Annotated in this window: 21 protein-coding genes; 9 read left to right on the forward strand and 12 right to left on the reverse strand. The window is 32.5% G+C overall.

The window, feature by feature from the left end; translation table 11 throughout:
- Positions 1–132: 132 nt before the first annotated feature.
- Both Q0829_RS14725 and Q0829_RS14730 read right to left on the reverse strand, forming a co-directional pair.
- Positions 133–2,433: an FdhF/YdeP family oxidoreductase gene (locus Q0829_RS14725; RefSeq protein WP_298544407.1), complete on the reverse strand. Its 2,301-nt coding sequence runs from the start codon at positions 2,431–2,433 to the stop codon at positions 133–135.
- Between the two features lie 233 nt (positions 2,434–2,666).
- The gene (locus Q0829_RS14730) at positions 2,667–4,760 is read right to left on the reverse strand and encodes a putative porin (RefSeq protein ID WP_298544409.1); all 2,094 of its coding nucleotides are present in this window, start codon (positions 4,758–4,760) and stop codon (positions 2,667–2,669) included.
- Positions 4,761–4,932: 172 nt separating this feature from the next.
- On the opposite strand from Q0829_RS14730, the gene Q0829_RS14735 reads away from it, so the two are divergent.
- The 5 genes from Q0829_RS14735 to Q0829_RS14755 all read left to right on the forward strand — a co-directional run bounded on the left by Q0829_RS14735 (position 4,933) and on the right by Q0829_RS14755 (position 10,553).
- A complete protein-coding gene (locus Q0829_RS14735; RefSeq protein ID WP_298544411.1) occupies positions 4,933–5,535 on the forward strand; it encodes a ribonuclease HII in 603 nt (200 codons plus the stop codon).
- Between the two features lie 164 nt (positions 5,536–5,699).
- Complete coding sequence (locus Q0829_RS14740; RefSeq protein WP_298544413.1) at positions 5,700–8,168, forward strand: ribonuclease HII; 2,469 nt, start codon at positions 5,700–5,702, stop codon at positions 8,166–8,168.
- A 520-nt stretch (positions 8,169–8,688) separates the two neighbouring features.
- Complete coding sequence (locus Q0829_RS14745) at positions 8,689–8,910, forward strand: hypothetical protein (RefSeq protein ID WP_298544414.1); 222 nt, start codon at positions 8,689–8,691, stop codon at positions 8,908–8,910.
- Positions 8,911–9,014: 104 nt separating this feature from the next.
- Positions 9,015–9,500, forward strand: coding sequence for a T9SS type A sorting domain-containing protein (locus Q0829_RS14750; RefSeq protein ID WP_298544416.1), 486 nt, complete (start codon positions 9,015–9,017; stop codon positions 9,498–9,500).
- Between the two features lie 24 nt (positions 9,501–9,524).
- Positions 9,525–10,553: a hypothetical protein gene (locus Q0829_RS14755; protein ID WP_298544419.1), complete on the forward strand. Its 1,029-nt coding sequence runs from the start codon at positions 9,525–9,527 to the stop codon at positions 10,551–10,553.
- A gap of 51 nt (positions 10,554–10,604) precedes the next feature.
- Here the strand turns inward: Q0829_RS14755 and lipB are convergent, their stop codons facing one another.
- A complete protein-coding gene (lipB, locus tag Q0829_RS14760) occupies positions 10,605–11,321 on the reverse strand; it encodes a lipoyl(octanoyl) transferase LipB (protein WP_298544421.1) in 717 nt (238 codons plus the stop codon).
- Between the two features lie 134 nt (positions 11,322–11,455).
- Here lipB and Q0829_RS14765 point away from each other — a divergent pair, with 134 nt between their 5' ends.
- On the forward strand, positions 11,456–12,298 hold the full coding sequence (locus tag Q0829_RS14765; RefSeq protein ID WP_298544424.1) for a hypothetical protein: 843 nt from the start codon (positions 11,456–11,458) through the stop codon (positions 12,296–12,298).
- 60 nt (positions 12,299–12,358) lie between these two features.
- Here Q0829_RS14765 and Q0829_RS14770 read toward each other — a convergent pair whose 3' ends face one another.
- Entirely contained in the window at positions 12,359–13,117 is a 759-nt protein-coding gene (locus Q0829_RS14770; RefSeq protein WP_298544426.1) for a hypothetical protein, read from the reverse strand.
- A 39-nt stretch (positions 13,118–13,156) separates the two neighbouring features.
- A complete protein-coding gene (locus Q0829_RS14775; protein WP_081415682.1) occupies positions 13,157–13,315 on the reverse strand; it encodes a YqaE/Pmp3 family membrane protein in 159 nt (52 codons plus the stop codon).
- A 116-nt stretch (positions 13,316–13,431) separates the two neighbouring features.
- Here Q0829_RS14775 and Q0829_RS14780 point away from each other — a divergent pair, with 116 nt between their 5' ends.
- From Q0829_RS14780 to Q0829_RS14790, 3 genes are all read left to right on the forward strand, one after another.
- The gene (locus Q0829_RS14780) at positions 13,432–14,496 is read left to right on the forward strand and encodes a helix-turn-helix transcriptional regulator (RefSeq protein ID WP_298544429.1); all 1,065 of its coding nucleotides are present in this window, start codon (positions 13,432–13,434) and stop codon (positions 14,494–14,496) included.
- A 152-nt stretch (positions 14,497–14,648) separates the two neighbouring features.
- On the forward strand, positions 14,649–15,140 hold the full coding sequence (locus Q0829_RS14785; RefSeq protein WP_298544430.1) for a DUF1573 domain-containing protein: 492 nt from the start codon (positions 14,649–14,651) through the stop codon (positions 15,138–15,140).
- 295 nt (positions 15,141–15,435) lie between these two features.
- Positions 15,436–16,320, forward strand: coding sequence for a thioredoxin domain-containing protein (locus Q0829_RS14790; protein WP_298544433.1), 885 nt, complete (start codon positions 15,436–15,438; stop codon positions 16,318–16,320).
- 160 nt (positions 16,321–16,480) lie between these two features.
- On the opposite strand, the gene Q0829_RS14795 is transcribed toward Q0829_RS14790, so the two are convergent.
- The 7 genes from Q0829_RS14795 to Q0829_RS14825 form a co-directional block, all read right to left on the reverse strand.
- Complete coding sequence (locus Q0829_RS14795) at positions 16,481–16,678, reverse strand: hypothetical protein (protein ID WP_298544435.1); 198 nt, start codon at positions 16,676–16,678, stop codon at positions 16,481–16,483.
- 433 nt (positions 16,679–17,111) lie between these two features.
- Positions 17,112–18,290, reverse strand: a complete 1,179-nt coding sequence (locus tag Q0829_RS14800) for a hypothetical protein (RefSeq protein ID WP_298544437.1) — start codon at positions 18,288–18,290, stop codon at positions 17,112–17,114.
- 653 nt (positions 18,291–18,943) lie between these two features.
- On the reverse strand, positions 18,944–19,519 hold the full coding sequence (locus Q0829_RS14805) for a hypothetical protein (RefSeq protein ID WP_298544440.1): 576 nt from the start codon (positions 19,517–19,519) through the stop codon (positions 18,944–18,946).
- Positions 19,520–19,581: 62 nt separating this feature from the next.
- The gene (locus Q0829_RS14810) at positions 19,582–20,160 is read right to left on the reverse strand and encodes a hypothetical protein (protein WP_298544441.1); all 579 of its coding nucleotides are present in this window, start codon (positions 20,158–20,160) and stop codon (positions 19,582–19,584) included.
- Positions 20,161–20,219: 59 nt separating this feature from the next.
- Positions 20,220–20,774 carry a transposase gene (locus tag Q0829_RS14815; protein WP_298544444.1) on the reverse strand — a complete coding sequence of 185 codons (555 nt, stop codon included), beginning with the start codon at positions 20,772–20,774 and terminating at the stop codon, positions 20,220–20,222.
- Between the two features lie 482 nt (positions 20,775–21,256).
- Entirely contained in the window at positions 21,257–21,724 is a 468-nt protein-coding gene (locus tag Q0829_RS14820; RefSeq protein ID WP_298544447.1) for a hypothetical protein, read from the reverse strand.
- Between the two features lie 11 nt (positions 21,725–21,735).
- Positions 21,736–25,563 (reverse strand): DUF6443 domain-containing protein, encoded by a 3,828-nt coding sequence (locus tag Q0829_RS14825; protein WP_298544450.1) that lies wholly within the window; start codon positions 25,561–25,563, stop codon positions 21,736–21,738.
- Positions 25,564–25,567 lie beyond the last annotated feature (4 nt).

A 25,567-nucleotide genomic window follows, 5' to 3' on the forward strand; every position in this document is an offset into this window, starting at 1 on the left:
TTTGCGGGTGCAAACATACAACCCTTTTTCTTTTCAACAATACTTTTTTTAAAGAAATTTTTAATCTTTTTATAACAACCTAAAAACATATACTTTACACAATAAAAAAAATATAAAATCAATACATGATTATTATAAAGAGACTTCTATCTTAACGATAATAGACTTACTAATTGGCGTATTACTTTTATCTGCATAATGATTATAGGGAACCAAGACATTGGTTTCAGGAAAGTATGCTGCTATATTTCCTTGTGGTATATTATAAGGAACTACTATGAAGTTAGACGCTTTCCTTTCTTTATCATCATATCGACTCACCATATTGATAACATCAAACTTTTTTAGTTTACGTTTATTCATATCAAGAACATTCATTAAAACAATGCGTCGCTCATTATAAATTCCACGATAACGATCATCTAACCCGTAAATAGTTGTATTAAATTGATCATGTGAACGAATTGTCATTAATAATAATTCATCTTCTTTTAGAGTATGCTCTGGTAAATCACAACAACTAAATTGTGCTTTGCCTTCTGGTAGTTTGCTGAAGTCTAAATTCCTTACATTATTAGGCAAATAGAAACCCGAACCTTTTGATCTGACATTTAGATTATCGAATCCTTTGATTACTTCTTCTATTTTTTTTCGAATCAACTTATAATCTTCACTAAGTTGTTTCCATTGTACTGGATGTCCTTCATTAAAATACGCATCTGCAATCCCTCCTATTATTTCAGGTTCGCTAATTAGGTTGTCCGAAGCTGGTTTAAGCATCCCTTTAGACTGATGTACTTTGCCCATACTATTTTCTACTGTAAAGTATCTTGGATTTCCGTCTTTCTGATCTAATTCTGAGCGTCCTAATGTTGGTAGTATTAAACTAGTCTTACCAGCAACTAAGTGCGTTCTGTTTAATTTAGTGCTAATATTAACTGTAAGTTCACAATTCTGTAATGCTTCTGCTGTAAATTCTGTATCAGATGCAGCAGATAAAAAATTACCTCCAAGAGCTATAAAAACTTTTGCATTACCTTTATTCATAGCTTCTATAGCATGTACTGTATCTAAACCTTCTTTATCAGGGGGAGTGAAACCAAAAGTTTTTTTAATGGATTCATTAAGTGTTGATGAAACGTGATGCATAATCCCAACAGTTCGATCTCCTTGTACATTACTGTGTCCTCTAACAGGGCAGGTTCCTGCACCTGGTTTGCCTAAACTCCCTTTGAGTAATAACAGATTAACACACTCCTTTATATTATGAACGCCATTTTTATGTTGCGTCAACCCCATCGCCCAACAAATAATGATCTTAGTTTTTCTTGCTAATAATTGAACAACCTCATTAATTATAGATTCTTCTACTCCACACAATTCTATTAATTCTTTTTCAGAATATTTTTCCAGATCTTTTAATAACTTATCATAGCCATTGGTATATGTTGTGATAAATTGATGATCAAACACATCTTTATTTTCTTGATCTAAAGTTGCTAGTTTTTTTTGAATCACTTTTAATAAAGAAACATCTTGATTTATTTTTACCTGAAGGTGTATATCTGTTAAGGAGGTTCCTGAAGCAAATACTCCTTTAATCTCCTGAGGATTTTTAAATCTTATTAATCCTGCTTCCTCTAAAGGATTGATACTAATGATTTTCCCACCGTTTTCTTTACATTTCTGCAAAGCTGATAACATTCTGGGGTGGTTTGTTCCTGGATTTTGACCAATCACCATTACTATTTCTGCCTGATCAAAATCCTCTAATTTTACAGAACCTTTTCCTATTCCTAAAGTCTCGTTTAATGCAACTCCGCTAGATTCGTGACACATATTAGAACAATCTGGCATGTTATTAGTCCCAAAAGCTCTTACGAACAAGCCATACAAAAAAGCTGCCTCATTACTGGATCTTCCGGAAGTATAAAATATTCCTTCATCCGGGGTACTTAGTTCTTTTAATTTCTCCGCTACTAATTCATATGCTTTCTCCCAGGATATTGGTTCATAATGAATACTATCTGGTTTTAAAACCATCGGCTCTATCAATCTTCCGCTTTTTCCAATTTGATAATCAGACCAATTAGAGAGTTCTTCTACAGAGTATTTAGCAAAAAAGTCTCTATCTACTTTTTTATTTGTTGCTTCTTCTGCAAGTGCTTTTGCTCCATTTTCGCAATATTCACCAAGTTTGGATGGTTTTTCGGGATCTGGCCAAGCGCAACCAGGGCAATCAAACCCTTCTTTTTGGTTCATTTGTGAAAGACCACTTACCGATTTTACAACACCCATTTCTTTAAACGCATGGGTAAGCGCTACCTTTACTGCTGGAAGTCCAGCAGCATATTCTGCGGGTTCTTGCAACTTGATCCCTGTAAAAGTTTCGGGACCTAAAACGGATATATTTCGCTTCTTGGTAGTACTCATAATATGCTTGCTATAAAAAGAAAGTGATCTATACCAAAGATACGTCTTACTATTTATTTACTACAAAAAGCCTCTAAGGATTTTCATGGTTTTGATCTGGATGACGCATTGAAAAATGTATGGTATCTTATAATGACTGCAACATAAATTGCACCAGGGATAGTAGTGAAAATCCCGCATCCGCCATAAGCGGAGAGGAATTGTAGCGTATAGCCCGCTCGGGTGCCCTAATTTTATAAGAAGAAATTCCAAACAAGACCGAAACGGATCACAGCATCACGCGGCGCATATCCAGGTGCAGAAAATTCGTTGTTCTGACTAAAAGCTTCTCCAAAGTTCTCCACCTTAAAATAGATACGTGTTTGTCTAATTTTAGCGTTGAAAAAGATATCAAACTGAGGAAACCCTCCAAAAGTTTGTGTTGTATCCCCAGCAGCATCTGTCTTATCAACATCATTAAAATAATCAATCTCTTCCGGACTTTGTACATAAAATTCTGACAATACCGGATCATACCCATCTGCATCATACTCAGAATAATACTTAAAAGTAACACCTGCCTGTAAAAACAGCGCTTTCTTAAACCAATGATCTTGATAATACAAACTATTTCTAGTTACAATATTTGGGACATTATAAACCTCATACGTTCTGGTTACACCTCCATCAGTAACTGTATTGGTTGCACCATCAACATTTTGATACAATATTGTATTATCCAAGCCTAACCAGCCAAAGTTAAAAGTCTGCGTTAGCTTAAGTTTAAGAAGATTTATACTTCCGCCAAATTGTTCTGGTACGGTTAAAGAATCGGCATTTTTTGTAAAGTATGTATAATTATCAGTAGTCGTATAGCTAGCTTCTAAATTAGTAAAGTTCTTTACTTTAATGTTTGCCTGAATCTTTTGTGTTTCTAGATTTTTGAAGTTTTTTTCGGGATCAGTATTATTGTAATTCTGCCAATTATATCCTACATAATCACTTTGATATAACAAGAAATTATAGTGTGGCGCTGAAGACTTTGTACTAATTCCTAATTGCAATCCATAATCGTTAAGTTGATATCCAGCTGAAGCATTTAAGTAATTCCCATCAAAATCACCTGATACGATAGACATACCGTTTGCTGCTAATTCAAAACCTCTATAGTTTTTTTGATATGACCCTCCTACAGAATACACATCTCCCTTAATTCTATTGGTAATAGTCGTATTAGCAGTATCATCTAGACTCACTAAGGTGTTATATCCATAATTATAATTAGAAGTTCCCAAATTGACTCTTAGATTACCTAGCCAATCATTAGTAACATCTAGAAATAATTGGTTACTAAAATCCTCCAATGCCACTTTATCAAATAAGGCTTCTGTAGACTCATAAGACTCACCAAAAAGATCATTAGCAGCGGCTTGATCAAACTGGAATGATTTATCTGTGATATCAAGTATGTGTCCAATGGACATGTCTGCAGCACTACTATCTGTTTTCTTAATTATAGCATATCTATGATTAAGGTAAAATCTTTTACCAAGCAATATATTTTCTGCGTTCTCAAAATTAACTTCGATTGCTCCTCTATCAGCAAAATCAGCTGGCTCATTAAACTCTTCTGTATTATTAAGATATTGGTTAAGTCCTGTTGCAGACAAACCTCCATTTTCTTCATTTAGTAAATCCTGTGAAACAAAATGTGTTTTTATTTTATACCGATCATTTTTAGTTTGGTAATTAGCTGTAGCTCTAAAATTACCTGTACTTGTTAATGCATGTTGATATTTTCCTAATGATCTATTCCCTTTATATGCTATAGAAAGATTCAGTCTAGGAGAGGTATTTACTGTAAAAAATGCATCTAGCTGCTGTCCTTGTTCAAAAGTAGTCTTGAAATACAACTCACTTAGTGGTGTAGGAACATTATAATACTTGATATCTTCCGCTTCCATAAAGTTAAAATGTCTTGCTCTAGCTCCGAAAAGTGGCAATAAATGATCCCTCTCTTCAACTTTGGTAAGACTATTATACGTTTGCCCAACATTATTTATGGGTTGTAATCCAAAATCATCTCGTCGGAGATAATTGAAATTATAGTCTCTTTGGATAGTTAATGTAGTATCTACAAAAGTAGTGTCATTTTTTAAATCTATAATTTTGTAATCAGTAATAGGTGGCTTACTCTTTCTCTTTTTGCCACTTGGCCTTGTGTTTTTACCAAGCTCCGGTCTCTCTCTGGGAGTTGTTGCACCACCAATCTCTTCTTCATTTCCTTCCTGAGCAACTGCTAGTGATCCAATAAGAAGTATAATTATAAATACTAAGTTCTTTTTCATCTATATAATAAACTGTTGGCAAAAATATACTTTTTTAACGAAAGTTACTGGTATGAATTGCCCGTTTTAGCACTAATACTAATTGTGTTTCAAATTTATAATTGACATACCTTTTTTTATTGATTCTCAAAAATAGTTTTCTGATGTTCTGTTCATACATTATCTTCGTAGCATGCTTGAATTAAAATTAAAACCTGATCTCATCGAATGCGGCACTGATGAGGCTGGTCGTGGTTGTCTAGCAGGTCCTGTAACTGCGGCGGCTATTATACTTCCTGATGACTTCGGCAATGATATCTTAAACGATTCTAAACAACTTAGCGAAGCGAAAAGAAAAACACTACGTCCACTATTAGAAGACTGTTGTATTACCTATGGTGTTACACATATTTACATGGAAGAGATTGATAAAATCAATATTTTAAATGCATCTATACTAGGAATGCAACAATCGATAGCACAATTAAAACCTCAACCAGAACACATATCTGTAGATGGAAATAGGTTTAAACCATATCATAATATCCCTTATACTTGCGTTATTAAGGGTGATGGAAAGTATATGAATATTGCTGCTGCATCTGTTTTAGCAAAAACTTATCGTGATGAATACATGGAAAAGATTCACGAAGAATTTCCGATGTATAACTGGAAAAAAAACAAAGGATACCCTACTGCAGAGCATCGGGATGCCATACGAAAATATGGAATTACTAAATATCACAGGAAAAGTTTTAGATTATTGCCGGAACAGCTCGCACTAGATTTCAAATAATTATCTTTGGCCTCTAAGAGGCTTTTAAAAAAACTACTGTTGTAGCAAAAAGTAATTTGCCTAACCAAGAAGGTTTTTGAAAAATAATATTGTTAAGAAGTGAGTTATTTTAAATAATAAATGATTGCTTTTATAAAACCAAGAATAAAAAGGAAAACAAACACATGAAAAAAATAGTTGTAATTCTAATTTCCACAATTGTTTTAGCCTGTAACACAACTACCGAAAAACCAAACACGCTTATTGATTATATTCCTAAGGATGCTCAGGTAATACTGAAGATCAATGATCTGGAGCAAACCAGAAATATGCTAAGGGATAATGATTTTTTGAAAAAAAACAGTGAAATAGATTTTTTTACGTACTTCAAAAAGCTTCCGATATTAGATCAGATTAACCAATCTAAAGGATTGCTTTGTTTTTCTCCTATTGGCAAAAATGATTTTGAGTATACTTATATTTCAAAATTTGACCCTTCTATTATCCATAAAGATTCTTTACATCAAAAAACTATAGAAAACATAAGCTATTCGAATAAAACTATTCATAAAGTAGTGTCTGGCAATGATACTTTTTACGCTACCAAACAAGATAGTTTATTAATTGCTTCTTCCTCTCAGATATTGATTGAAAACGCAATTCGACAACAAGAAAACAAGATCGCTGTAAGCGAAGATCTTATAAAAGCATATGATGTTTCTGATATAAAAAATCCAATTTCTGTTTTATTAAATGGAAAACAATTAAAAGATATTCATAATTCCATCTTACCCAATAAAGATTTATCTGAATTATCGAATTTCAGTGGATGGATTTCTGTCGATGCTAAGCTTGAACAAAATGCAATGTATATTGATGGTATTGCCATAGAAAAAGATTCACTATCTACAACCATTGGTATTTTTGATAATACTGTTGCCCAAGAAAATAAGATTGCCAAAATTACTCCTGTAACGGCTGATGGTTTTGTGTCTTTTACTTATGATGATTTTTATACCTTAAAGAAAAACCTGGCTTTAGCTCAGGATCGAGAAATAGAAAACATACCTGATGACCTTGATGAAATGTTATCAGGAGTTTCTGAAATTGGAATGATTTTCTTGGAAGATGAGAAGATATTAAGCTTAACCTCTTTGGCTCCGGAAAACACGCTAGAACAATTAGCAGGATCGGCTTCTGGATCCTACAGGAATATTGATATTTTTAGCTACGAAGAAACTACTACTTTTTCCGGATTATTAAAACCTTTAATTCCTGAATTCGAAGCTAAATTTTATTTTGTTTATGAAGATCATATCATACTATCGCCTACTAAAAATGGATTACAAACCATTATAGCAAACATCCTTAACAAAACTGTATTACAAGAACAGGGTTACTACTCCAACACTTTAGAAAAACTATCAGACGAATCGTCAATACTTATGGTTGGTTCTATTAAACACCTTAAGGATTATATTACTAGTAACGTAGAAGAGTCTAAACAAAAGCAATGGAACGACGCTAAAACTAATGGATATCAAATAGCAGCTTTACAGGTGATAAAAGAGAGTAACTTTGCCCATATTCATGGGGTTTTCCAGAAAAACATAAGTAAAGGATCTGCTACCTCAGTAACCCAAACTGCTTCTACCACTTTAGAAAACAAAGTACTAAACAGACCTATATTGGTAAAAAACCACAGAACTAAAGGAATGGATATTGCTGTACAGGATGCAGACAATAATCTCTATTTAGTTTCTGATAAAGGAACCATTTTTTGGAAAAAACAAATTAATGGTGAAATTATGGGTAACATCCAGCAAATCGACATTTATAAAAACGGCAGGTACCAGCTCTTATTTAATACACAAAACACATTGTATCTAGTTGATAGAGATGGTAACGATGTAACTTCTTATCCTAAAAAATTCGAAAAATCAATTACACAGCCGTTGTCGTTATTTGACTACGATAAAAACAAACGCTATCGTATTCTTGTTACACAAGGTAATGAAGTAACTATGTTTGATAGTGAAGGCAAAGTAGTTACCGGTTTTGGTTTTAAAGGAACCGAAACCAATATTCTACTATCGCCTAAGCATATTCGAATTGGAAGCAAGGATTACATTCTCATAACAGAAGAAAGTGGAAAATTAAACATCTTAGATCGTTTAGGAAGAACAAGAGTACAAGTAAAGCAGCATATAGATTTCTCTAAAAATTCATGGGAGCAATATCAAAATAAGTTTACGTCTCTTTCTAAAGATGGAAAACTTGTTCAGGTACAATCTGATGGTGCTGTATCGTTAGTAGATAAAGAACTGAATGAAAACAGTGCGATGGTTGCTACTAATAAAACATTGGTTACCTTCTCTGAAAATAAGTTATCTATTAAAGAGAAAACTTTAGAACTTGATTTTGGAGTTTACACTAAGCCTCAAATATTTTATATTAATAATAAAATCTATGTTGCCATTACGGACATACAGTCTAAAAAAGTGTACTTGTATGATAGCAATGCAGAATTATTCCCAAATTTCCCTGTATATGGAAACTCTGTGATCAGTCTTGGTAATATGGATAAAGATCCTAATCTAGAGTTTGCAGTTCAAGGAGAAGAGAATAGCATTTTGATTTATCAAATAAATTAAATCTTTTTTTTCAGTCACCTTGAGCGAAGTCGAAAGGTTATTTTTTTAGTTAGTTGGATAGGTCTCGACTCCGCTATCATTAACATGTTTTTTAATCAACTATTTGCCAAGTACTTAAAAACTAACCTTTGATTCATCCTTTTTCATTTTCTTTGCTCGGCCAAAGAAAACGAAACAAAAGAAAAGGCGTTCCATTGCTTCATCTCGCCCACAGTTTACGCTATGTCGTAAGGTATTTTTGTCTTCGACAAAACCAAATTTGCTTTGCTAAAATCTTTCCAAGGCTTCAAGATTTTTTAACACAAAACAAATCTTATACTGATGAAAAAGATTTCAAAGCCTGCTTTGGAACGTCAAATTCCTACGCTAGATAAAATTTTTATCAAGAGCCTCAACCTGACAGATTGATTGTACATCCTAATTCTATATAAGACCAATATTAAACTCCTATTAATATTCAATACATGTTGACTTTTTGATTATACGTCTCACTAATGTGAAACAACGTAATTAAAATATCATGAAAACTTTAAAAATTTTATCTGTATTATGCATTACAACTTTATTCTTCTCTTGCGATAGCTATGATGACATCGCATCAGCGGGGACTATTGACTTAGAAACCACTTCTATTACTTTTTCTATAGTAAAAGATCATAATGATCAAAATAACGATTCTGATCTAACTAATAATCAATTGGCAATTAGCGGATCAGGAATCAATGATCTTTTTAGAAATTAAAAAACCGTCTTTAATACAGGCTCTCTGAGCTACTTTGATATTCTAAAATATCAAAATATCGCGAATCTTTTTTCATTAAAAACCATAAATCCAAAAACAGTATTATGAAAATCATATACACTTTTATGCTACTATGTTTTGCTATTACCAGTCAATCCCAATCGATTGACACGAGTGTCATCGCTAATGCTGGTGGCATCAATAGCAATGCATCTTATACAATAGCTTTTACTATTGGTGAAACATTTATTGGAACTATTACCAATTCAGAATCCATAGATCAAGGGTTTTGGTCTGGAATAGCTTCTCTAAACGTACTCTCTACAGAAGAATTTCAATTTAGTAATAGTGCAATCACCATATATCCCAATCCCGTATTGGACTTCTTTTCGATCAGGATTCCGGATAGTAAAAGTTACACTATTTCTTTATTTAACCTCAACGGTCAGGAAATAATGAATCAAAAAATAGACACTTCCCTAGTTGATAAACGAATTGATATTAGATCATTATCAAAAGGAGTCTATTTACTAAGGCTTTCGATTCCTTCGACCAACGATAACAAAACATTTAAAATAATTAAAAGATAACCTCACTTTATAAAATTTAAAATCATGAAAAAAATAATAACAAATTTTCTAATATTCAGTGCATTATTATTTAGCACATTATTATCAGCACAATCGGTACAAAAAAACTTTATCAATTACCAAGGAGTAGCTAGAAGTGCTGGTGGAGATATTCTTGTCGATGAGTCCATTAACATACAAATTGCTTTAAAATTTGGAGCACCAAATGTGGCAGCAAGTTATGTAGAGAACCACGCAATTACTACCAATGCTAATGGGGTATTTGGATTATTAATCGGAGACGGAGTTCCTGTAACTGGTGACTTTGACACGCTTCAGTGGGGCATTGTTGCTTCTTACGTAACCGTATCACTAAATGGAGCAGAAATCGGCACCAATGAATTAATGGCAGTACCTTATGCAATTACTTCTGGAGATACCAGATGGTTTTCTAATGGTGATGATATCCAGAATATGAATAGTGGTAATGTAGGTATTGATAGAACTCCTACTGCTAAGTTAGATGTAAATGGGGATTTAAAACTAGAAAACGGAACCTCGGTTAATGAAATCTCTACAGACGAAACCTTTGCTAATAATAGTGATAATGCAATTCCTACTGAAAGAGCTGTAAAAACCTATGTAGACAACGCCACAGCTACCTCTGCGCCAGTTATTTTTAAAGTTAGAGGAAATGGTTTTGCGGTAAAAGACCTAGATGCCAATACAACTATTGAAACTGACATTTGGGATATCAAAACGTATGATACCAGAAATGCTTTTAATACTACAACAAAAAGATTTGTTGCACCAGAAAGTGGATATTACTATTTACATGCCGTAGTAAGACAATCTAATACAGTTACCTCTTCTTTCTTTAGAATTAGTTTTAATGTGGACACAGGTATTGATTTTACTCAAATAGTTGATGGCGATGATGTAAAAACAGATGTTAGTGGTATTTACTTCCTAAATACCGGGCAAGAAGTATTTGTTTCCTTAAGAAACTTTGGCCCTAATGGTGTTAGAATAGATGGTAGTGGCAGCTGGTTCGAAGGATATAAAATAAATTAACCCCGAGTTATTTGATTTGTTTAGTTTTTAGTCAAAAAAAGCCGAAGTAACTTATACTTCGGCTTTTTGTTGTATCATTTCAGCTTCGAACAGCTTTGTAAAATGTTTCAATAATTTTTCTTTCACTTCAGAGACATCTACTTTTTCTACTCCTAATTCTACATTTAACGAAGTGACCGCTTTATCATTAATTCCACACGGAATAATATTATCAAAATACCCTAGATCCGCATTCACATTAAATGCAAAACCATGCATAGTGACCCATCTACTAGCTCTTACACCCATAGCACAGATTTTACGAGCAAATGGCGTGCCTACATCTAGCCAAACTCCTGTTTCGCCATCGCTTCTTACTCCTTTAATTCCATATTCTGCTAAAGTAAGTACCACCATTTCTTCTAGGAAACGAAGGTATTTATGAATATCGGTGAAGAAATTATCCAAATCCAGAATAGGATATCCTACTATTTGCCCTGGTCCGTGATAGGTAATATCGCCTCCACGATTGATTTTATAAAAAGTAGCTCCTTTTTGTTTAAGTTGCTCTTCATTCAATAATAAATTGCTAATATCACCGCTTTTTCCTAACGTATATACGTGTGGATGTTCTACGAAAAGAAAATAGTTATGAGTATCCAGATTAGCATTTTCTCTTCTATTCTTGATTTTTGTATCCAAAATTCCTTTAAAAAGCACTTCTTGATACTCCCAGGTTTCTTTAAAATCTTTTAAACCCAATTCTTGTATTTCTATCTTCTTATTCATCGTTACAAAGATACGAGATTAAAAATAGTAAGTTATGATTGTATTACACCTTGTAAACTCTCGAAAAACATTAAAAATGAACGTATTTTTTTTATGCTATATTTGCGGCTTCACAAAAACCAAAAGCCTTCAAAATGAAAAAAGTACAGTTAATCTTAGTCTGTTTATTTATTACCGCCTTTGCTTCTGCGCAAAAAGTAAAAGTTAAAAAAGGAGAAGTTTTCATTGACAAAGTAAAAGTAGCGCACATAGAAAAAGTAAAAGGAGATAATGCTAAATATTATCAAATAAGCGATCTTGAAAAAAAGCCGATTTTTAAAGCACAAGAGATGCTACAATCATCTTTACTTTTCGGTTCTGACAAAACATTCCCTTTCCGTGCTTATTATGGGGATCAAATAACTGATACTATTATTATCAATAAAAAAAATTATTGGTTGTCAGAAAAACGTGTTATACAATATGCTTTAGAAGTTGGAATATTTTCTGTGAACGGTTTTGATCCTTCAAAAACTAAAGAAATAGCTTCTCAAACCCCCAAAAGACCTACTTGGATCTTAGAAAGACTAGACGAGGAAAAGGAACTATTAACTGGAAAAGGACATAAAGTAGAAAGAGATTTTGACGATACTAATATTTTTGTAAAATCTTACGCTGCTAAGAATGCCATCAGCCAACTTAATAAAAGTATGGTCAATCAAATGAAATTTGACATTTACCAAGGTGATCCCGCGGCTGATTCTGTTTTAATTGGTCATGGTATTTATGAGTCTGGGACTGTAAATGGAGAATACCTATTTATTCTTAACACAAAGAAAGTTCCTGTAGGTTCATACAATAAGGCAACTTTTAAAATATATGATCTTAAGGAAGAACAAGGATTATTAGATCACGGCTTAGGATCATTAAGTAGTGATAAACGAAATAATACAGTTCGCGAAATGGCTATAAAACTTATCCAAAAGGAAGTTTTATAATATTCTAAAGGTACTAGAAGATAATACAAAGAGACGATCTCAAATTAGATCGTCTCTTTTTTATTTTTCTAACTCCACCTCTACATCCAATACGGTAGGATCTTCCATATACTCTAAGAAACCTACTTCTAGTGTAAAGCTTTTTCCGTCTTGACTAAACATCGCTTTTTCTGCCGATATCTTTTTTATTTTCTTCGGAAAGTGATAATTGATTTTATATTTAGAACTAGCCAAAAACATCTTCATTTGTTCCAAACTATCTAAACCTTTTTTTAATTTTTCTTTATCTAAAATTTCTGTAACTCTTTTAAACGTACTTTTATCATATGTATAGAGTACTCTCGTTGGATCTTCTCCTTCAGAACTAACTGTAGGATCGCCAGGAGGAGTGATTTTATTCTGATTACCAATAGTAGAAGCAGTCTTAAAACTATTGAACACATCTCCTAATTCTTCAACTCTTTTGAATTCTGAGTACAAATCGAATTTCATTTCTTTGGACTGAGGATTCATAAGCATATGCATCTTGAAATTCTCCAATTTCTTCAGTTTTTCCTGCTCCTCTGTCGATAACTTAGCGATACTATCCTTTTTTTCTTCCAGAAAATCTTTAAAAATCAATGTAGAGTCAATGACTTTTTCTTTTTCTGCGCCTTCAGTTACTTTGTCACCTGCTATTTGCATGATTTCGGAACCATCAAAATTAAAAGATATTTTTCCGCTTCCATCTTCGTTGATATGTATATCTTCAGAAAACTGGCATCCTACTAACAGAATTGCCATCAAAAATGTTTGTGCTAACAAGGAAACTTTTTTCATACATTTAGTTTTTTCAATTTCAAGAAATTGATTTAAAAATTATTTATTGGGATTATTAATGATTACTAATGCTGCTATTACACCAGGAACCCATCCACATAAGGTTAATAAAAGTACGATTATGATAGATCCGCATCCTTTATCTAAAACTGCCAGTGGCGGAAAAAAAATCGACAATAAAACTCTCCAAATACTCATAAACAAAAATAAATTAAATAATATAATTATAGGTAGTGTTATATCTTATTATGTTACACCCTATCTTAAAATTATTTTTATCTTGGGATAGTTTCTAAAAAGCTAGACATTACTTTATGAAATGGATAAAAACTATTTTATGTATCTCTTTCTTGATTTCTTCTCCTTCATTGTGGAGTCAATATAAATTTTCTGGTTATGTAGATAATGATAATAAGGACAATTCTATTTATTTATCGCTTATAGAAGATTATAGGAAAATGTCCGGTATCTATCCAGAACAAATCATCCAAAAAGTAGTTCCGGATTCTACAGGTTATTTTGTATTCACAGAGAATAACCTTCCGTCTCAGAATAGAATATATCGTATCCATACCGAAAATTGTTCTGAAGAGGATAAAGAGTCTATTCATTTTAACGGAATCTGTCTTAACAGTAAAGAAATTCTTTTTATTGCCAAAAATAAAGATACGATCTCACTACCTTTTACTATTGAAGAAGAAGTTTTTTGCGAAGTAGTTTCTACAAACGAACGAAGTAATACCTTTCTTAAGGTTGATTCTATTATAGAAAACATGCGATATGCTTTTAGTTCTTACAGAAGTGAAGCAAACAGAAAAGTAAATTCCAGAAAATGGTTCAATACCTTGCAAGAATACGGTAAGAATCAAAATGAACCCTTGACAGAATTATATATCTATTCATTTCTGTCAAACAAATCTAATAATTTATATACGTATTACTTACAGGATCTAAAACAGAACACCTATTATGATGCTTTATTAGATCGATTAAAGAACAAGTATCCTAACAGTCCATATGTCCAACAATACAAAACGGAATTGGCAGCAGATAAATTTTCTGTAAAAATTACGGCAAAAGAGACCTCGTCATATTGGTTATGGATTATAATCATAGTATTAATTCTATCTGGATTGTTGAATCTTTTTCTATTTCAGAAATTAAGAAAATATAAGAATTCGTATCAGCTAACGGAAAAAAAGCTTACCCAACAGGAGAAAAAAATATTGGATTTAATTCTACAGGATAAAACGAATAAAGAAATTGCTTCTTTACTTTTTTTAAGTGTAAGCACTATAAAAACACATATTAATAACTTATATAAGAAAATAGATGTAGAAAGCCGCGACGAGGCAAAAACGCTATACAAGAACAGATAATTTTATTCCTTTTTTTTACATAAACACAAATTTCCATCGGGGGTCTAGTCCCTTTTTCCACCTCTTTTTTATTGTTTTTTCATCGACATGTTTAGAGTTTTGGTTCAGAATCAAAATTCAAAGTATAACTAGTATAAAACATTTTTAAAGACATGAAAACTACAAATCCATTTTTAATCCTACTGATCATTGCCTCTGGCCTTATAATTTCTTGTACTAACCAAACCAAAGAAAATACTACTACTGCTACTATGGCCATGCAAGGTGATTCAGCTTCAGAAACTGAAAATGCCGTACCTGTAATGACCTTTTCTGAAACTGAATTTGATTTTGGCACTGTTACAGAAGGAGACATCTTAAAACATACATTTTCATTTACCAATACAGGTAATGCTCCTCTTGTGATTGTAAATGCTAAGGGAAGTTGTGGTTGCACTGTTTCTGATTGGCCTAAGGAACCTATTGCTCCTGGTGAAACTAAAGAAATGCAAGTTGCTTTTAATACTAATGGAAAACCTAATTTACAAAATAAGCAAGTAACTATTACCACGAATACAGCTCTTGGAAAGCATATTCTAAAAATTAAAGCTATGGTAACTCCTAAAGCTAAAAGCGTCGCAAGCGGAGCTCCAATAAGCAAATAGGAACTTTGCTACTTATCCAACTAGCGCAAATATTTTAAAAAAATAAATTAAATATTATACTAAAAACATCCATCCCCAACCCTTCCTTCCAAGGAAGGGAGTTAAAAAGGTATCCTCGCTGCGGCGATGCTCTTTTGAGGGATGATTCACCCAAAAGAGCAATAAAACCTTTAAAAGCGTTTGCCCTACCTATCCAACCTGAGTGTTATAAATATTCTACAGTTTTAACATTTACAGCACTTAGGTTAAAATAGATTTTCTTTCTAAAAATTCTTAATCCTATTATTCTACAACAATGAAAAAGACACTACTATTATTCAGCTTTTTAATTATTGCTGCTCCAACATTTTCGCAGACATTTAATCAAGAAATCGTTAATACTAAAGGCACTGCCAACCTCACCGGAAAAATTAATTTCGAAAAGCTAAACACAGCTCCTTATAACAAATGGTTTTCTGAAAATTATGATTCCTATGCGCCTAAAGAAGAGATTATCAACGCCATTAAAACGGATTTACAATCATACACGATAACCCTATTTATGGGCACTTGGTGTGGTGATAGTAAAAGAGAGGTGCCACGCTTTTATAAAATATTAAACACTTGCGAGTTTCCTATAGATCGATTAACCACAGTCGCAGTAGAAGCCGACCGAGAACATTATAAACAAAGCGCAGGAGGTGAACAGGAAGGTTTAAACATCCATAGGGTACCAACGTTTATTTTCTATAAAGATGGCAAAGAGGTAAATCGTATTGTAGAATCTCCAAAAACATCGATTGAAGAAGATATTAAAGATATCTTATCTGGAAATTATACACCAAACTATAGCGGTGTAACCAAAATGAATACTATAATTGAAACACTAGGAACAGATTACTTATCCAAGAATTCTGAAAACCTTGTGAATGAATTCAGTTCTATTTCTGAAAGTTTATACGAATTAAATACCTATGCAAATGTTTTGTTCTTTGCTGGTAAAGAAAAAGAGGCTGTGGAAATATTAAAGTTTAACACCTTACTATTTCCTAATGAAGCCGATGCTTATGTAAGCCTAGCAAATAAATTGGTAATTACAGAAAATATATCTGATGCCATAGATATTTATGAGCGTTCTTTAAAACTTCAAAAAAACGAAAAAATAAATATGAAAATTAAAGAGTTAAAGAACTCTCTTTAAAGAATTAAAAATCTATGAAAAGTAAAGAGAATCTATAAAAAGTTCTAAAAGAACTCAACAATATCAGTCTGAGTCTGTCGAAGATATATTGAGATGAAAACCTCCATAACTTCGGCAGGCTCAGTGTGATAAAAAACTTAACTTTTTTAGCAACTAATTACTAAAAACCGCAAGCTGGATGCTCTGGCAATACACATAAACCATTACAGCATATATGATCTGGAATTCCACAGAAAAAAGAATTAGGTCTTAGACATACTCCATATCCATCTCCATCAAAAGATCCACCGTTAATGTCTTTTTGTACTGACTTATTCAGCACCTGAATACCGTTAATTTTTGAAATGTTTTTGAACATAATATATTTTTTAAGGTTAATGACCCTAAGATATTATGTTTATCAAATTACTGTATGTTAATTAATGTTATTTAACAGAAAAATACCCTGTTAAAATTCTACAAACATCTTATTAATTTATTTATAAATCTTAGCTCTAGTTTAAAATAGCATTGATTTAAAATCCTACTTTTATTTATACCTCTGACCCAAAATAAAAGCTGTTTTTTCAAGGTGTTTATTAGCTTTGCTAAGAATCGGATTTGATTTACTAAATCTTTCCAAGGCTTCAAGATTTATTAACCTGCCTGCGCCGTGCTGCGGCAGGCAGGCGCAAAACAAATCCTACACTGGTGAAAAAAGGTATTTCAAAGCGTTGCTTTAGAACGTTTTTATTGATACTCAAAAAAGTTATATCAGATATTATAACAATTGTAAACTAAAGCCTATTTTTTTAAAAAGAGGTGATTTCTTCTGTTTTGGGTTTCGCCTCTATATGCCTTTCTATCTTTCTTTTGATTGCAGGCGTGTTATCTCGATAATCTAACAAAGGAATCAGTAATTTACATCCATAAATATCATCTCCACCTTTTCCATCGATTCGATTACTAGCAAAATATCCGATTTGGCTTTCTTCATTAATGATAAATGTAAAATCGTCTTTTTCACTGTTTATCGGAGTTCCCAAATTATAAATCGACCAACCAGTTGTTCTATTAGGCAATACCATAAAAATATCCAAACCTCCAAAACCTACATGTCCATCACTAGCAAAAAATAAGGTACCTCTATCACTTACATAAGGAAAAGTCTCTCTACCAGGAGAATTAATCTTTCCACCCAAATTTCGTGGTGTACCATAACTCCCGTCTTCAAAAATTTCTACTACATAAAGATCCGATTGCCCATAGCTTCCTGGCATATCACTGGCAAAATACATGAATCTACCGTCTGGTGATAATGCTGGGTTTGCTATAGAGTATTCATCACTACTAAAAGGTAACTCCTCTATGTTTTTCCATTTACCGTTACTATAATTTGCTTTATATATTTTTAATGAAACGTATCCTTCAGAATTTCTTATAAACTTTCTTTTTGAATAATTATTTCTGGTAAAATATACCGTTTTTTGATCTGGACTGAACGTAGCAGAAGATTCATGAAACTTGGTATTAATCATACCTTTTAGTTTTGAAACCCCTTTATCAGGAATGTTTTTACCTGTCATATACAAATCCGAAAAAGGCTCATTAATACCTTCCTGAAGTATGACTGATAAGGATTTATTATTTCGAGAAGAAGCGAACACCAGTTCTCCTTTATAAAAACTGGGAGCGTAATCCGAATTCTTAGAATTTATGGATAATGATTCTACCACAAAATTTGCTGAGACATTATTAGTAGGTATAGATCTATTAGAGGAAAAATCATATACTTCAGGTTCTTTTTGATCCTCAATACTAGTTGATACGGTAGCTACATTTGTTGCCGTGTTATCATATATGTTGGCTGTTTCTGAGAAAGCATACTCATATGCAGTATTATTAGCTATTGCTAATGACTTTTGTTGAGAAAATGTTGAATTCAGAAAAAAGAAAAAAACCAGCCCCAAAAGGTTTTTTTGCAATGTCATTAATTACTTTTTTGTTGATCTTGTACAACGTACATCTAACTTTTATCAAATAATTACATATTACAAATCACCCTTGTTTACCGTGTTATTATAAACAAATGCACTTATATTTTGTAAAAGTTACGATGATGCTATCCCCATAGCACTAATTGTACTCAATTTGTGTTACATTAGACAATGTACTGATCCTTAATAAAATAAACTGTTAAAAAAATAAAAAATATAGATTTGGTATTGATTTTAACAACTGTAGGAAATAACCCTTTGACTACGCTGGGAATTCTTATTACGATGAAAATTGTAGTTAGATAGCACTTAGAAAGGCTCCATATAGCAACTCCAGGTTCGAGAGCCTCACCTTTCGGAAACGTATAATAGCTATACCGTAATACCAAGCGAGGACCAGATAGCGCAGATTTGCAATCTGTGCGGTAAATCATTATTAAAAATACTAAACATTATTGTAAAAAAACAGCTATATCATTTTAAAGACATGACTGTTTTTATACTATTTCTTACTCTTATCCTTTACTCATACGTGGCACGGAAAACATTTCCGCCTATCATTTCCGAGCGATCGGGTTTGTAAATCTGTTCTATTATATCCGAGTGGTACAGAGTTACAACTATAAGTGTCTTTTCAAGAGTATTTACTATTTTTTTAGTATAAACCTGTGCTTAAAAATGACTTCTCCCAATCTATCAATAATACTATATAATCGGTTTAATTCTATAGTAGTAGTAACTGATTCATTTGGTCTTAGATTCAGAATTGAAATGTCATTTTCGATCTTTGTTGTTATGTACAAAATATGGTTTGGCAATATTTCCGTTAGAAAAGAATCATTCAAAATATAGTTGGTTAATTCTTTATTTCCTTTTAAACTATACTTTTTAAGCACTGTTTTTGCGTGATTTGAGAGTGTGTTATTTGAAGTAGGAGTTCTACTAATTATTTTCTGGAAGAAAGACCTAGGAAAAATACTTTGTTCTTTCTTTAGAGCAAAAGGTATTATTAATGTTATTTTAAAAGGAGAACCATCAATTGTATTAACTGCTCTTATTCCCATATTTTCAAAACAATATATTTTTATAGAATAATTTTCCTTTTTAATTAAACCATAACTATTTTTACTAATAAATGTTCCTCCAGGGGTATATCCTTTTTTTTGATCATCCTGATAATAATTTCCACCTAAATCTTTTGTTAATTCTTGTACTATATTCATATATTATCTTTTTGTGAAAACATTAGTGAAAGAAAGCTATCATATCCGAGCGATCTGGGTTTCTACCAATATATTAATTTACCTCGATCATCTTTTATAAAAAAAGTATTCATAATATTGGAAGCTACTTTACCCTTTTCTGATGTTGTTATTATTAAAGTTTCTCCATGATGATTTCTTGCTTTTTTACTTATAGCAACTAACTGATCCAATTTCTCTTCATTTAATTTTTTAAAAATATACAAGTTAATATCATTAGGATTATTCGCTGTATAATCAGCGAGATTTATTTGTTGGAATGTAGATTTTTCTTCTTTTTTAGAAAAAACGAAAACATCACTATCATCTACTAGAATAACTCCAGTGTAAGATTTATTAATGCCATTCGTTTCAATTAATTTAAATTCTGATTTTTCTAAATCAACCTTCGAAAAGAACTCTTTTCTAAGTTCAATAATATTCAAAAGAGCTTTTTGTCGTGCTTCAATATTATCTCTATTAACCTTATTTATCTCATTATCCTCATTAATAATATGTGTCAGTTCCCTATTTAGAGATTCTAAAATTTTGACATCCTGACTTTTACATGATAGAAAAGTGAACAATAAAATCGTTGTAATATGAATATATCTTTTAATCATTATTTAAAGCTTTACTTGATAGCGCGGATTTGCATTCAGTGCGAGAATATATCATACACTCACAAAAGATCTAAAGTTATTATATCTAGTTCATTATCCATGTTAGCGTAATTCCTAGCAGAACTAAAAATATAATCTTCAGGATTTGCAACAATCTTGTCTAAGACAGGATTGTTATGAATATAATTTATTTTTTGTTTTATAAACCAATTAGAGTTTGCAACTTCTGCGTGATATCCATCTTGCCAAACCTTATATTGTTGATTTCTTTTGAGATGCTCACAGGCTTTGCTAAAATATGTTAACATCCATTCTCTCCTACTTTCTGGATATTCTTTAATAGTTTTTATCATCTTTTTAGCAGTAAACTTCTTGAAATCTCTAATAATATCTGATAACACAAAACCCTCTTCTGCTTTACAAAGCAGATGAATGTGACTTGGCATAATACAAAAAGCATATATTTCTAATCCTTTTTGCTCTTGACAATACTTTAGACTATCAATGATCACATACTTTTGTTTTAACCTAGTAAATATATCTATCCAACCTACTGTAGTGATCGTAATAAAGTATCCCGAATCGGGCATGGTAGCTTTATATTTTGTAGACATTGAATATTCTTTGCTTAGAAAATAAATTTATAAATTATACTACTAATAATTGAGATAGCGCAGACTTGCAATCTGTGCGGTAAATCATTATTAAAAACATTATTGTAAAAAAACAGCCATATCATTTTAAAGACATGACTGTTTTTATACTATTTCTTACTCTTATCGCTTACTCATACGCATCACGGAAAACATTTCCGCGCTATCATATCCGAGCGATCTGGGTTTATATTTTGTAGACATTGAATATTCTTTGCTTAGAAAATAAATTTATAAATTATACTACTAATAATTGAGAAAGCGCAGATTTGCAATCTGTGCAGTAAATCATTATTAAAACATTAAACAATTATTGTAAAAAACAGCCATATCATTTTAAAAGACATGACTGTTTTTATACTATTTCTAACTCTTATCGCTTACTCATACGTGGCACGGAAAACATTTCCGCGCTATCATATCCGAGCGATCTGGGACAAACGCTACCCTTTCGATAATTGTTTTAACCTAATTGTTATAAGTTCCAAATTAGTGGAATTTTGACTATCCATTTTCTCAGGATTACCACTATATGGGTGCTCTAATAATTGAGAACATTTTTCATCACTCAATTTGTCTTTATTCTTTAATAAAAACTCCAGAATCTCAATATCAAAAACACTAAATATAATCTCCTTTCTAAACGATTTAGGATTATGCTTATGCTCCCAATAAAAGTCATAATCATAATCAAAACATTCATTCTTTAAAAACTTAGGTATTACCTTTGTTTTTGTCAAAACATTTATGGAATCTTTATACGGTTTCAAAAAAGTATTCTTACTCCAATCTACTTTAATAGATTGTTTGTTTGTAACATTACTAGTATTTTTTTTTACTGTAGATTGACTGTTTGAACATGATATTGTTAAAATCAACAACAATAGTGCTATAAAATTTATTTTTTTCATATTTAATTCTTTTAAAACTTTTGTACACCTTGCCAAAAAGTTGGAGTTGTGCCATTTAAATATCCTGGATCAATACCAGCATTTATTGCTCTAGTGTTTGCATCAACTTCACTCGTATTAACAGTATTACGAATTGCAGCATCCAAATGATTAGTTATCAAATCTGTAAATGTTGTTTGAATTAAATTATTCAAATGTACTTGATTTTGTACAGCACTTACCAAATCTAAAATAGTGTTCCCCGAAGAAACTGTACTTGTAGAACTCAAAAAACTATTTCTGACATCAGTAAGTATTTGGTCCGCACTACCAGTAAAAGAAGTTATAGTACCATTTATAGTAACATTGTATTTTTTTATAGTAAAATTTCTTGCTGCGTCTAAGTATTGTTCCACATGTCCTAATTCTTCGTGTCCTCTAACCGCTTTAAAAAGCCCCGGATTTTCACTTTCAAGTGTTTTCCCATTACTTCCTGCAATTCTAAAAGACTGACTATAAGACACTATAAAATTCATAATAATATCGTACTCACCTGTTACTTCGTTAAAAGTGTATGAAAAATCTCCTGTTGCAACAGTTTCTCCTAAATCCCTAAGTGTTACAACTACTGGCCCATTCGTATTTCTGTTAATTCTACCTAAAAAATCTTCTGGACTACTATCTGTACTTGACCCTCCTTTTTCAGCAATTGCTTTTCTTTCTCGAGAATTTCTATATTGTCCATTTACAATAATCGGAACACCATTTGAATCACAATTTCTACATTCACTATTAGCACCAGAAGGATCCGCCCAGAATACGGGGTTATTATCAAAACCATTATATGTTGATTGAGAGAAATGAGTAACAGGGTCTATAGAAGTCCATCTGGCAATTGCAGGATCGTATTTACGAAGATCCATACTAAGCATGTTTAAACCTAGTTCGTTTTCTTCTTCTACCCCATTATATCCATAGTTATGTTCCGATACAATTAGGTCATTATATCCTTTATGTTGTAGTCCAAAAGGATAATAGTTCTTCTCTTGTAAGATTTCGTGTGCATAATCATTATCACCGTCTGCATCAGCATCATTTCTCAGCACATCAATCTTACCATCTTTATCCTTATCAGAAAATGAGAGTCTGATGTTACCAAGATGGTCTTTATATTGGTATACGTAATCAAATTCACCTTCTCCATTAGGTTCTATGTATCCTTCTGCGTGGTTAAAGAACTTAAGTTGTCCGTTTTCATACACGTGGTTACCAGCGTATTCTACTATTAAAGAACTTCCTCCAGAGACAACTTTCTTTTGTTTTACCCCAGTGGCATCGTAAATATAAGTAATATTTCCTGTTCCTTCGCTATTAGAAATCGCAACAGTATTAGGTAAGTTTAAATGATTATAACTAATACTAGATATTCCTTTATTATGATCCACTGTCATATTACCGTTAACATCATATTGATAATCATCTCCTGCTACTGTAGTATTCTTGGTAAACCCAAAAGGCATTGTTACCTCATCGGTAACTTTTAGTAATCTGTTCCCTGCATCATATTCGTAGGCAAGATGATCCATCATGCCAAAATCACCAGATCTATTTCGATCAGGGTTTATTACAATGGCACCGGTTCTTTGTAAGGTTTCGATGTTTCCGTTTTTGTCATAGGATACATTACTTAAGTTATACCTACCATCACTACTCGTTCCGGCAAGAATTCTATTTAATGCATCATACTGGTATCCATAAGCGCGCTTGGTATTATCATTAGCAGTTTTCCAACTGGTTTCACTAATATTACCATTATACAAAGCAATTGCTCCTAAGTTTTCTGTAGTGGTGTTGTAATTAATCGTAAAACCAAATAAATCTCCATTATCTATAGTACCCTCATTAATTTCTTTTAACCAACCTCTAACATTATAGGTATAATCTACTTTCTGTAGTCCATCTTCGGCTCCGCTCTGGGATCCTTGGGCACTGATAGACGCAGAAGTGCCTCCAACTGCTTTAGACTCCAATTGTCCTAATGCATCATAGGTATTAGATACGATTCGCTCTTCTGCTTGACTATTGATCGTTTGATTTTGATCTAACAATCTCCCCATATGATCGTAAGTAAAGGTATCAACAGTCACTATCGGAGCATTGCTACCTTTGGTATGGGTTGTTTGGGTTTTTAAAACCTTGCCCACAAAATCCAATTTATTTAAAATCCAATCTTCAGTACCGAGATAATCATTTTTTATATGCGTTTCCCAGGCTCTTCCTTTATTATCATAATAAGTAGCTGATGTAATCCATTGATCAGTTCCTAACACTCTAACTTGGGATACCGTTGGTAAGCCTTTTACTTCTGCAGTTGCTGTCATACCTTCCCAGGTTCCGGAGCCATTAGCTGGATTAAAAGTTACAAGATTTCCAACTTCATAATTATCGTAGTAGTTGACGGTTAAGATCTTATCAATATACCCAGGAATAGTATTATTCGTGTAATATACCGATGTTCCTGCTATTGTGCTGCTACTACTTTGCTTAGTTTCATACTGGGTATAACTTGTATTATTATCTGCCGAATCTTGTATTGTTAAACGATTTTGATCATTTTTTATAATTCCTGTATAAGCAACTCTACCCAAAGCATCATATTTGGTAAATAACCACTCTTTTGGGGATTTTGCTCTTTGGTTGGCATCTTGAGTTAGCACAGGTTGATCCAGTTTGTTATAAACGATATACTCCCATCCTTTGCCAGGGGTTTTCTTTTCCACCAATCGGTTTCTGCGATCGTATTTATATTGGTATCCCAATTCATTGAGTTCTGTAGTAGATACTCCATTACTTACTGTAATCTTAGGAGGGATTACATAGGTAAGATTCCCGAAATCATCGTATACATAATAGGTATCATGAGCTACACCTGCATTGTACGTTCTTTTTAGAATGACTCTGCCAGATTTATCAGTGAATTCCTGTGTAGTGTGATTATCACCATCACCCGTGACCCAATTCTCATCTTTGGTGATGTTTACAAAGAGTTCATTATCTGGATAATCTCCCACTTTTACCAAGTTAGGCGCTTCGGTATTGCCGTTTATAAAGTTTACTCTAAAATAGACCACATCATCTGCGGCATTATTGGCCCTTCTATCTAATTTTATGGTATGATCATCTCCTGTAGTTTTTGCAATCCAGTCTAATCCTGGTGCAGCCTGTTTTAAAGGTCTACTTAATGGAGATTCTTCGAAAATAGTCTCTGAATAGGCATTGACATCAGCTTCTGCCATTCCGATAAAATCATTAGGATATTTTGTTTTATAATAACTATTAATATCTGTAATAACATCAACGGTATTATAACTTCCTATAACTTCATTTTGTCTCTCGAAAGGCAAATACTGTTTTGCTTGTCTTCCATAAGTATCATATTCCATATAAGTTACAATATCCTTTTTATCAGGAGAGGCTTTAATTCCTATTTGTTGTGTAGCACGACCTAATCCATCAAAGTAGGTAATGCTTTCGATCACATCGCTATTATTGCTAACTTCAGAAAAACTGGTCTTCTCCTTTTGATACACTCGTGTAAATACATAATTCTCGTCAGTACTTAATAATGGATTTACATAAGGATCTCCAGAAATCGTTGCAGAAAACACAGTACCCGGTTGTATCCATGTGGTTGGTTTAATGATAATTTTTTGACCTGCGCTTACATTAAGTAATGCCGGATCACTAGATGCATTAATGGTTTCGTTTTCTATGATTACTGTATCTGCTGTTTGGGCAGTTACCACTACGCTTACTAAAACTAGCAAGACTGTAGCAATTTGTGTTACAATATTTTTCATCTGT

Source organism: uncultured Aquimarina sp. (genome assembly GCF_947492405.1).
GTDB lineage: Bacteria > Bacteroidota > Bacteroidia > Flavobacteriales > Flavobacteriaceae > Aquimarina.

Coding starts and splice junctions, on each gene's coding strand:
- Q0829_RS14725 (WP_298544407.1), bottom strand. CDS start 2,433: ATGAGTACTACCAAGAAGCGAAATATATCCGTTTTAGGTCCCGAAACT.
- Q0829_RS14730 (WP_298544409.1), bottom strand. CDS start 4,760: ATGAAAAAGAACTTAGTATTTATAATTATACTTCTTATTGGATCACTA.
- Q0829_RS14735 (WP_298544411.1), top strand. CDS start 4,933: ATGCTTGAATTAAAATTAAAACCTGATCTCATCGAATGCGGCACTGAT.
- Q0829_RS14740 (WP_298544413.1), top strand. CDS start 5,700: ATGAAAAAAATAGTTGTAATTCTAATTTCCACAATTGTTTTAGCCTGT.
- Q0829_RS14745 (WP_298544414.1), top strand. CDS start 8,689: ATGAAAACTTTAAAAATTTTATCTGTATTATGCATTACAACTTTATTC.
- Q0829_RS14750 (WP_298544416.1), top strand. CDS start 9,015: ATGAAAATCATATACACTTTTATGCTACTATGTTTTGCTATTACCAGT.
- Q0829_RS14755 (WP_298544419.1), top strand. CDS start 9,525: ATGAAAAAAATAATAACAAATTTTCTAATATTCAGTGCATTATTATTT.
- lipB (WP_298544421.1), bottom strand. CDS start 11,321: ATGAATAAGAAGATAGAAATACAAGAATTGGGTTTAAAAGATTTTAAA.
- Q0829_RS14765 (WP_298544424.1), top strand. CDS start 11,456: ATGAAAAAAGTACAGTTAATCTTAGTCTGTTTATTTATTACCGCCTTT.
- Q0829_RS14770 (WP_298544426.1), bottom strand. CDS start 13,117: ATGAAAAAAGTTTCCTTGTTAGCACAAACATTTTTGATGGCAATTCTG.
- Q0829_RS14775 (WP_081415682.1), bottom strand. CDS start 13,315: ATGAGTATTTGGAGAGTTTTATTGTCGATTTTTTTTCCGCCACTGGCA.
- Q0829_RS14780 (WP_298544429.1), top strand. CDS start 13,432: ATGAAATGGATAAAAACTATTTTATGTATCTCTTTCTTGATTTCTTCT.
- Q0829_RS14785 (WP_298544430.1), top strand. CDS start 14,649: ATGAAAACTACAAATCCATTTTTAATCCTACTGATCATTGCCTCTGGC.
- Q0829_RS14790 (WP_298544433.1), top strand. CDS start 15,436: ATGAAAAAGACACTACTATTATTCAGCTTTTTAATTATTGCTGCTCCA.
- Q0829_RS14795 (WP_298544435.1), bottom strand. CDS start 16,678: ATGTTCAAAAACATTTCAAAAATTAACGGTATTCAGGTGCTGAATAAG.
- Q0829_RS14800 (WP_298544437.1), bottom strand. CDS start 18,290: ATGACATTGCAAAAAAACCTTTTGGGGCTGGTTTTTTTCTTTTTTCTG.
- Q0829_RS14805 (WP_298544440.1), bottom strand. CDS start 19,519: ATGAATATAGTACAAGAATTAACAAAAGATTTAGGTGGAAATTATTAT.
- Q0829_RS14810 (WP_298544441.1), bottom strand. CDS start 20,160: ATGATTAAAAGATATATTCATATTACAACGATTTTATTGTTCACTTTT.
- Q0829_RS14815 (WP_298544444.1), bottom strand. CDS start 20,774: ATGTCTACAAAATATAAAGCTACCATGCCCGATTCGGGATACTTTATT.
- Q0829_RS14820 (WP_298544447.1), bottom strand. CDS start 21,724: ATGAAAAAAATAAATTTTATAGCACTATTGTTGTTGATTTTAACAATA.
- Q0829_RS14825 (WP_298544450.1), bottom strand. CDS start 25,563: ATGAAAAATATTGTAACACAAATTGCTACAGTCTTGCTAGTTTTAGTA.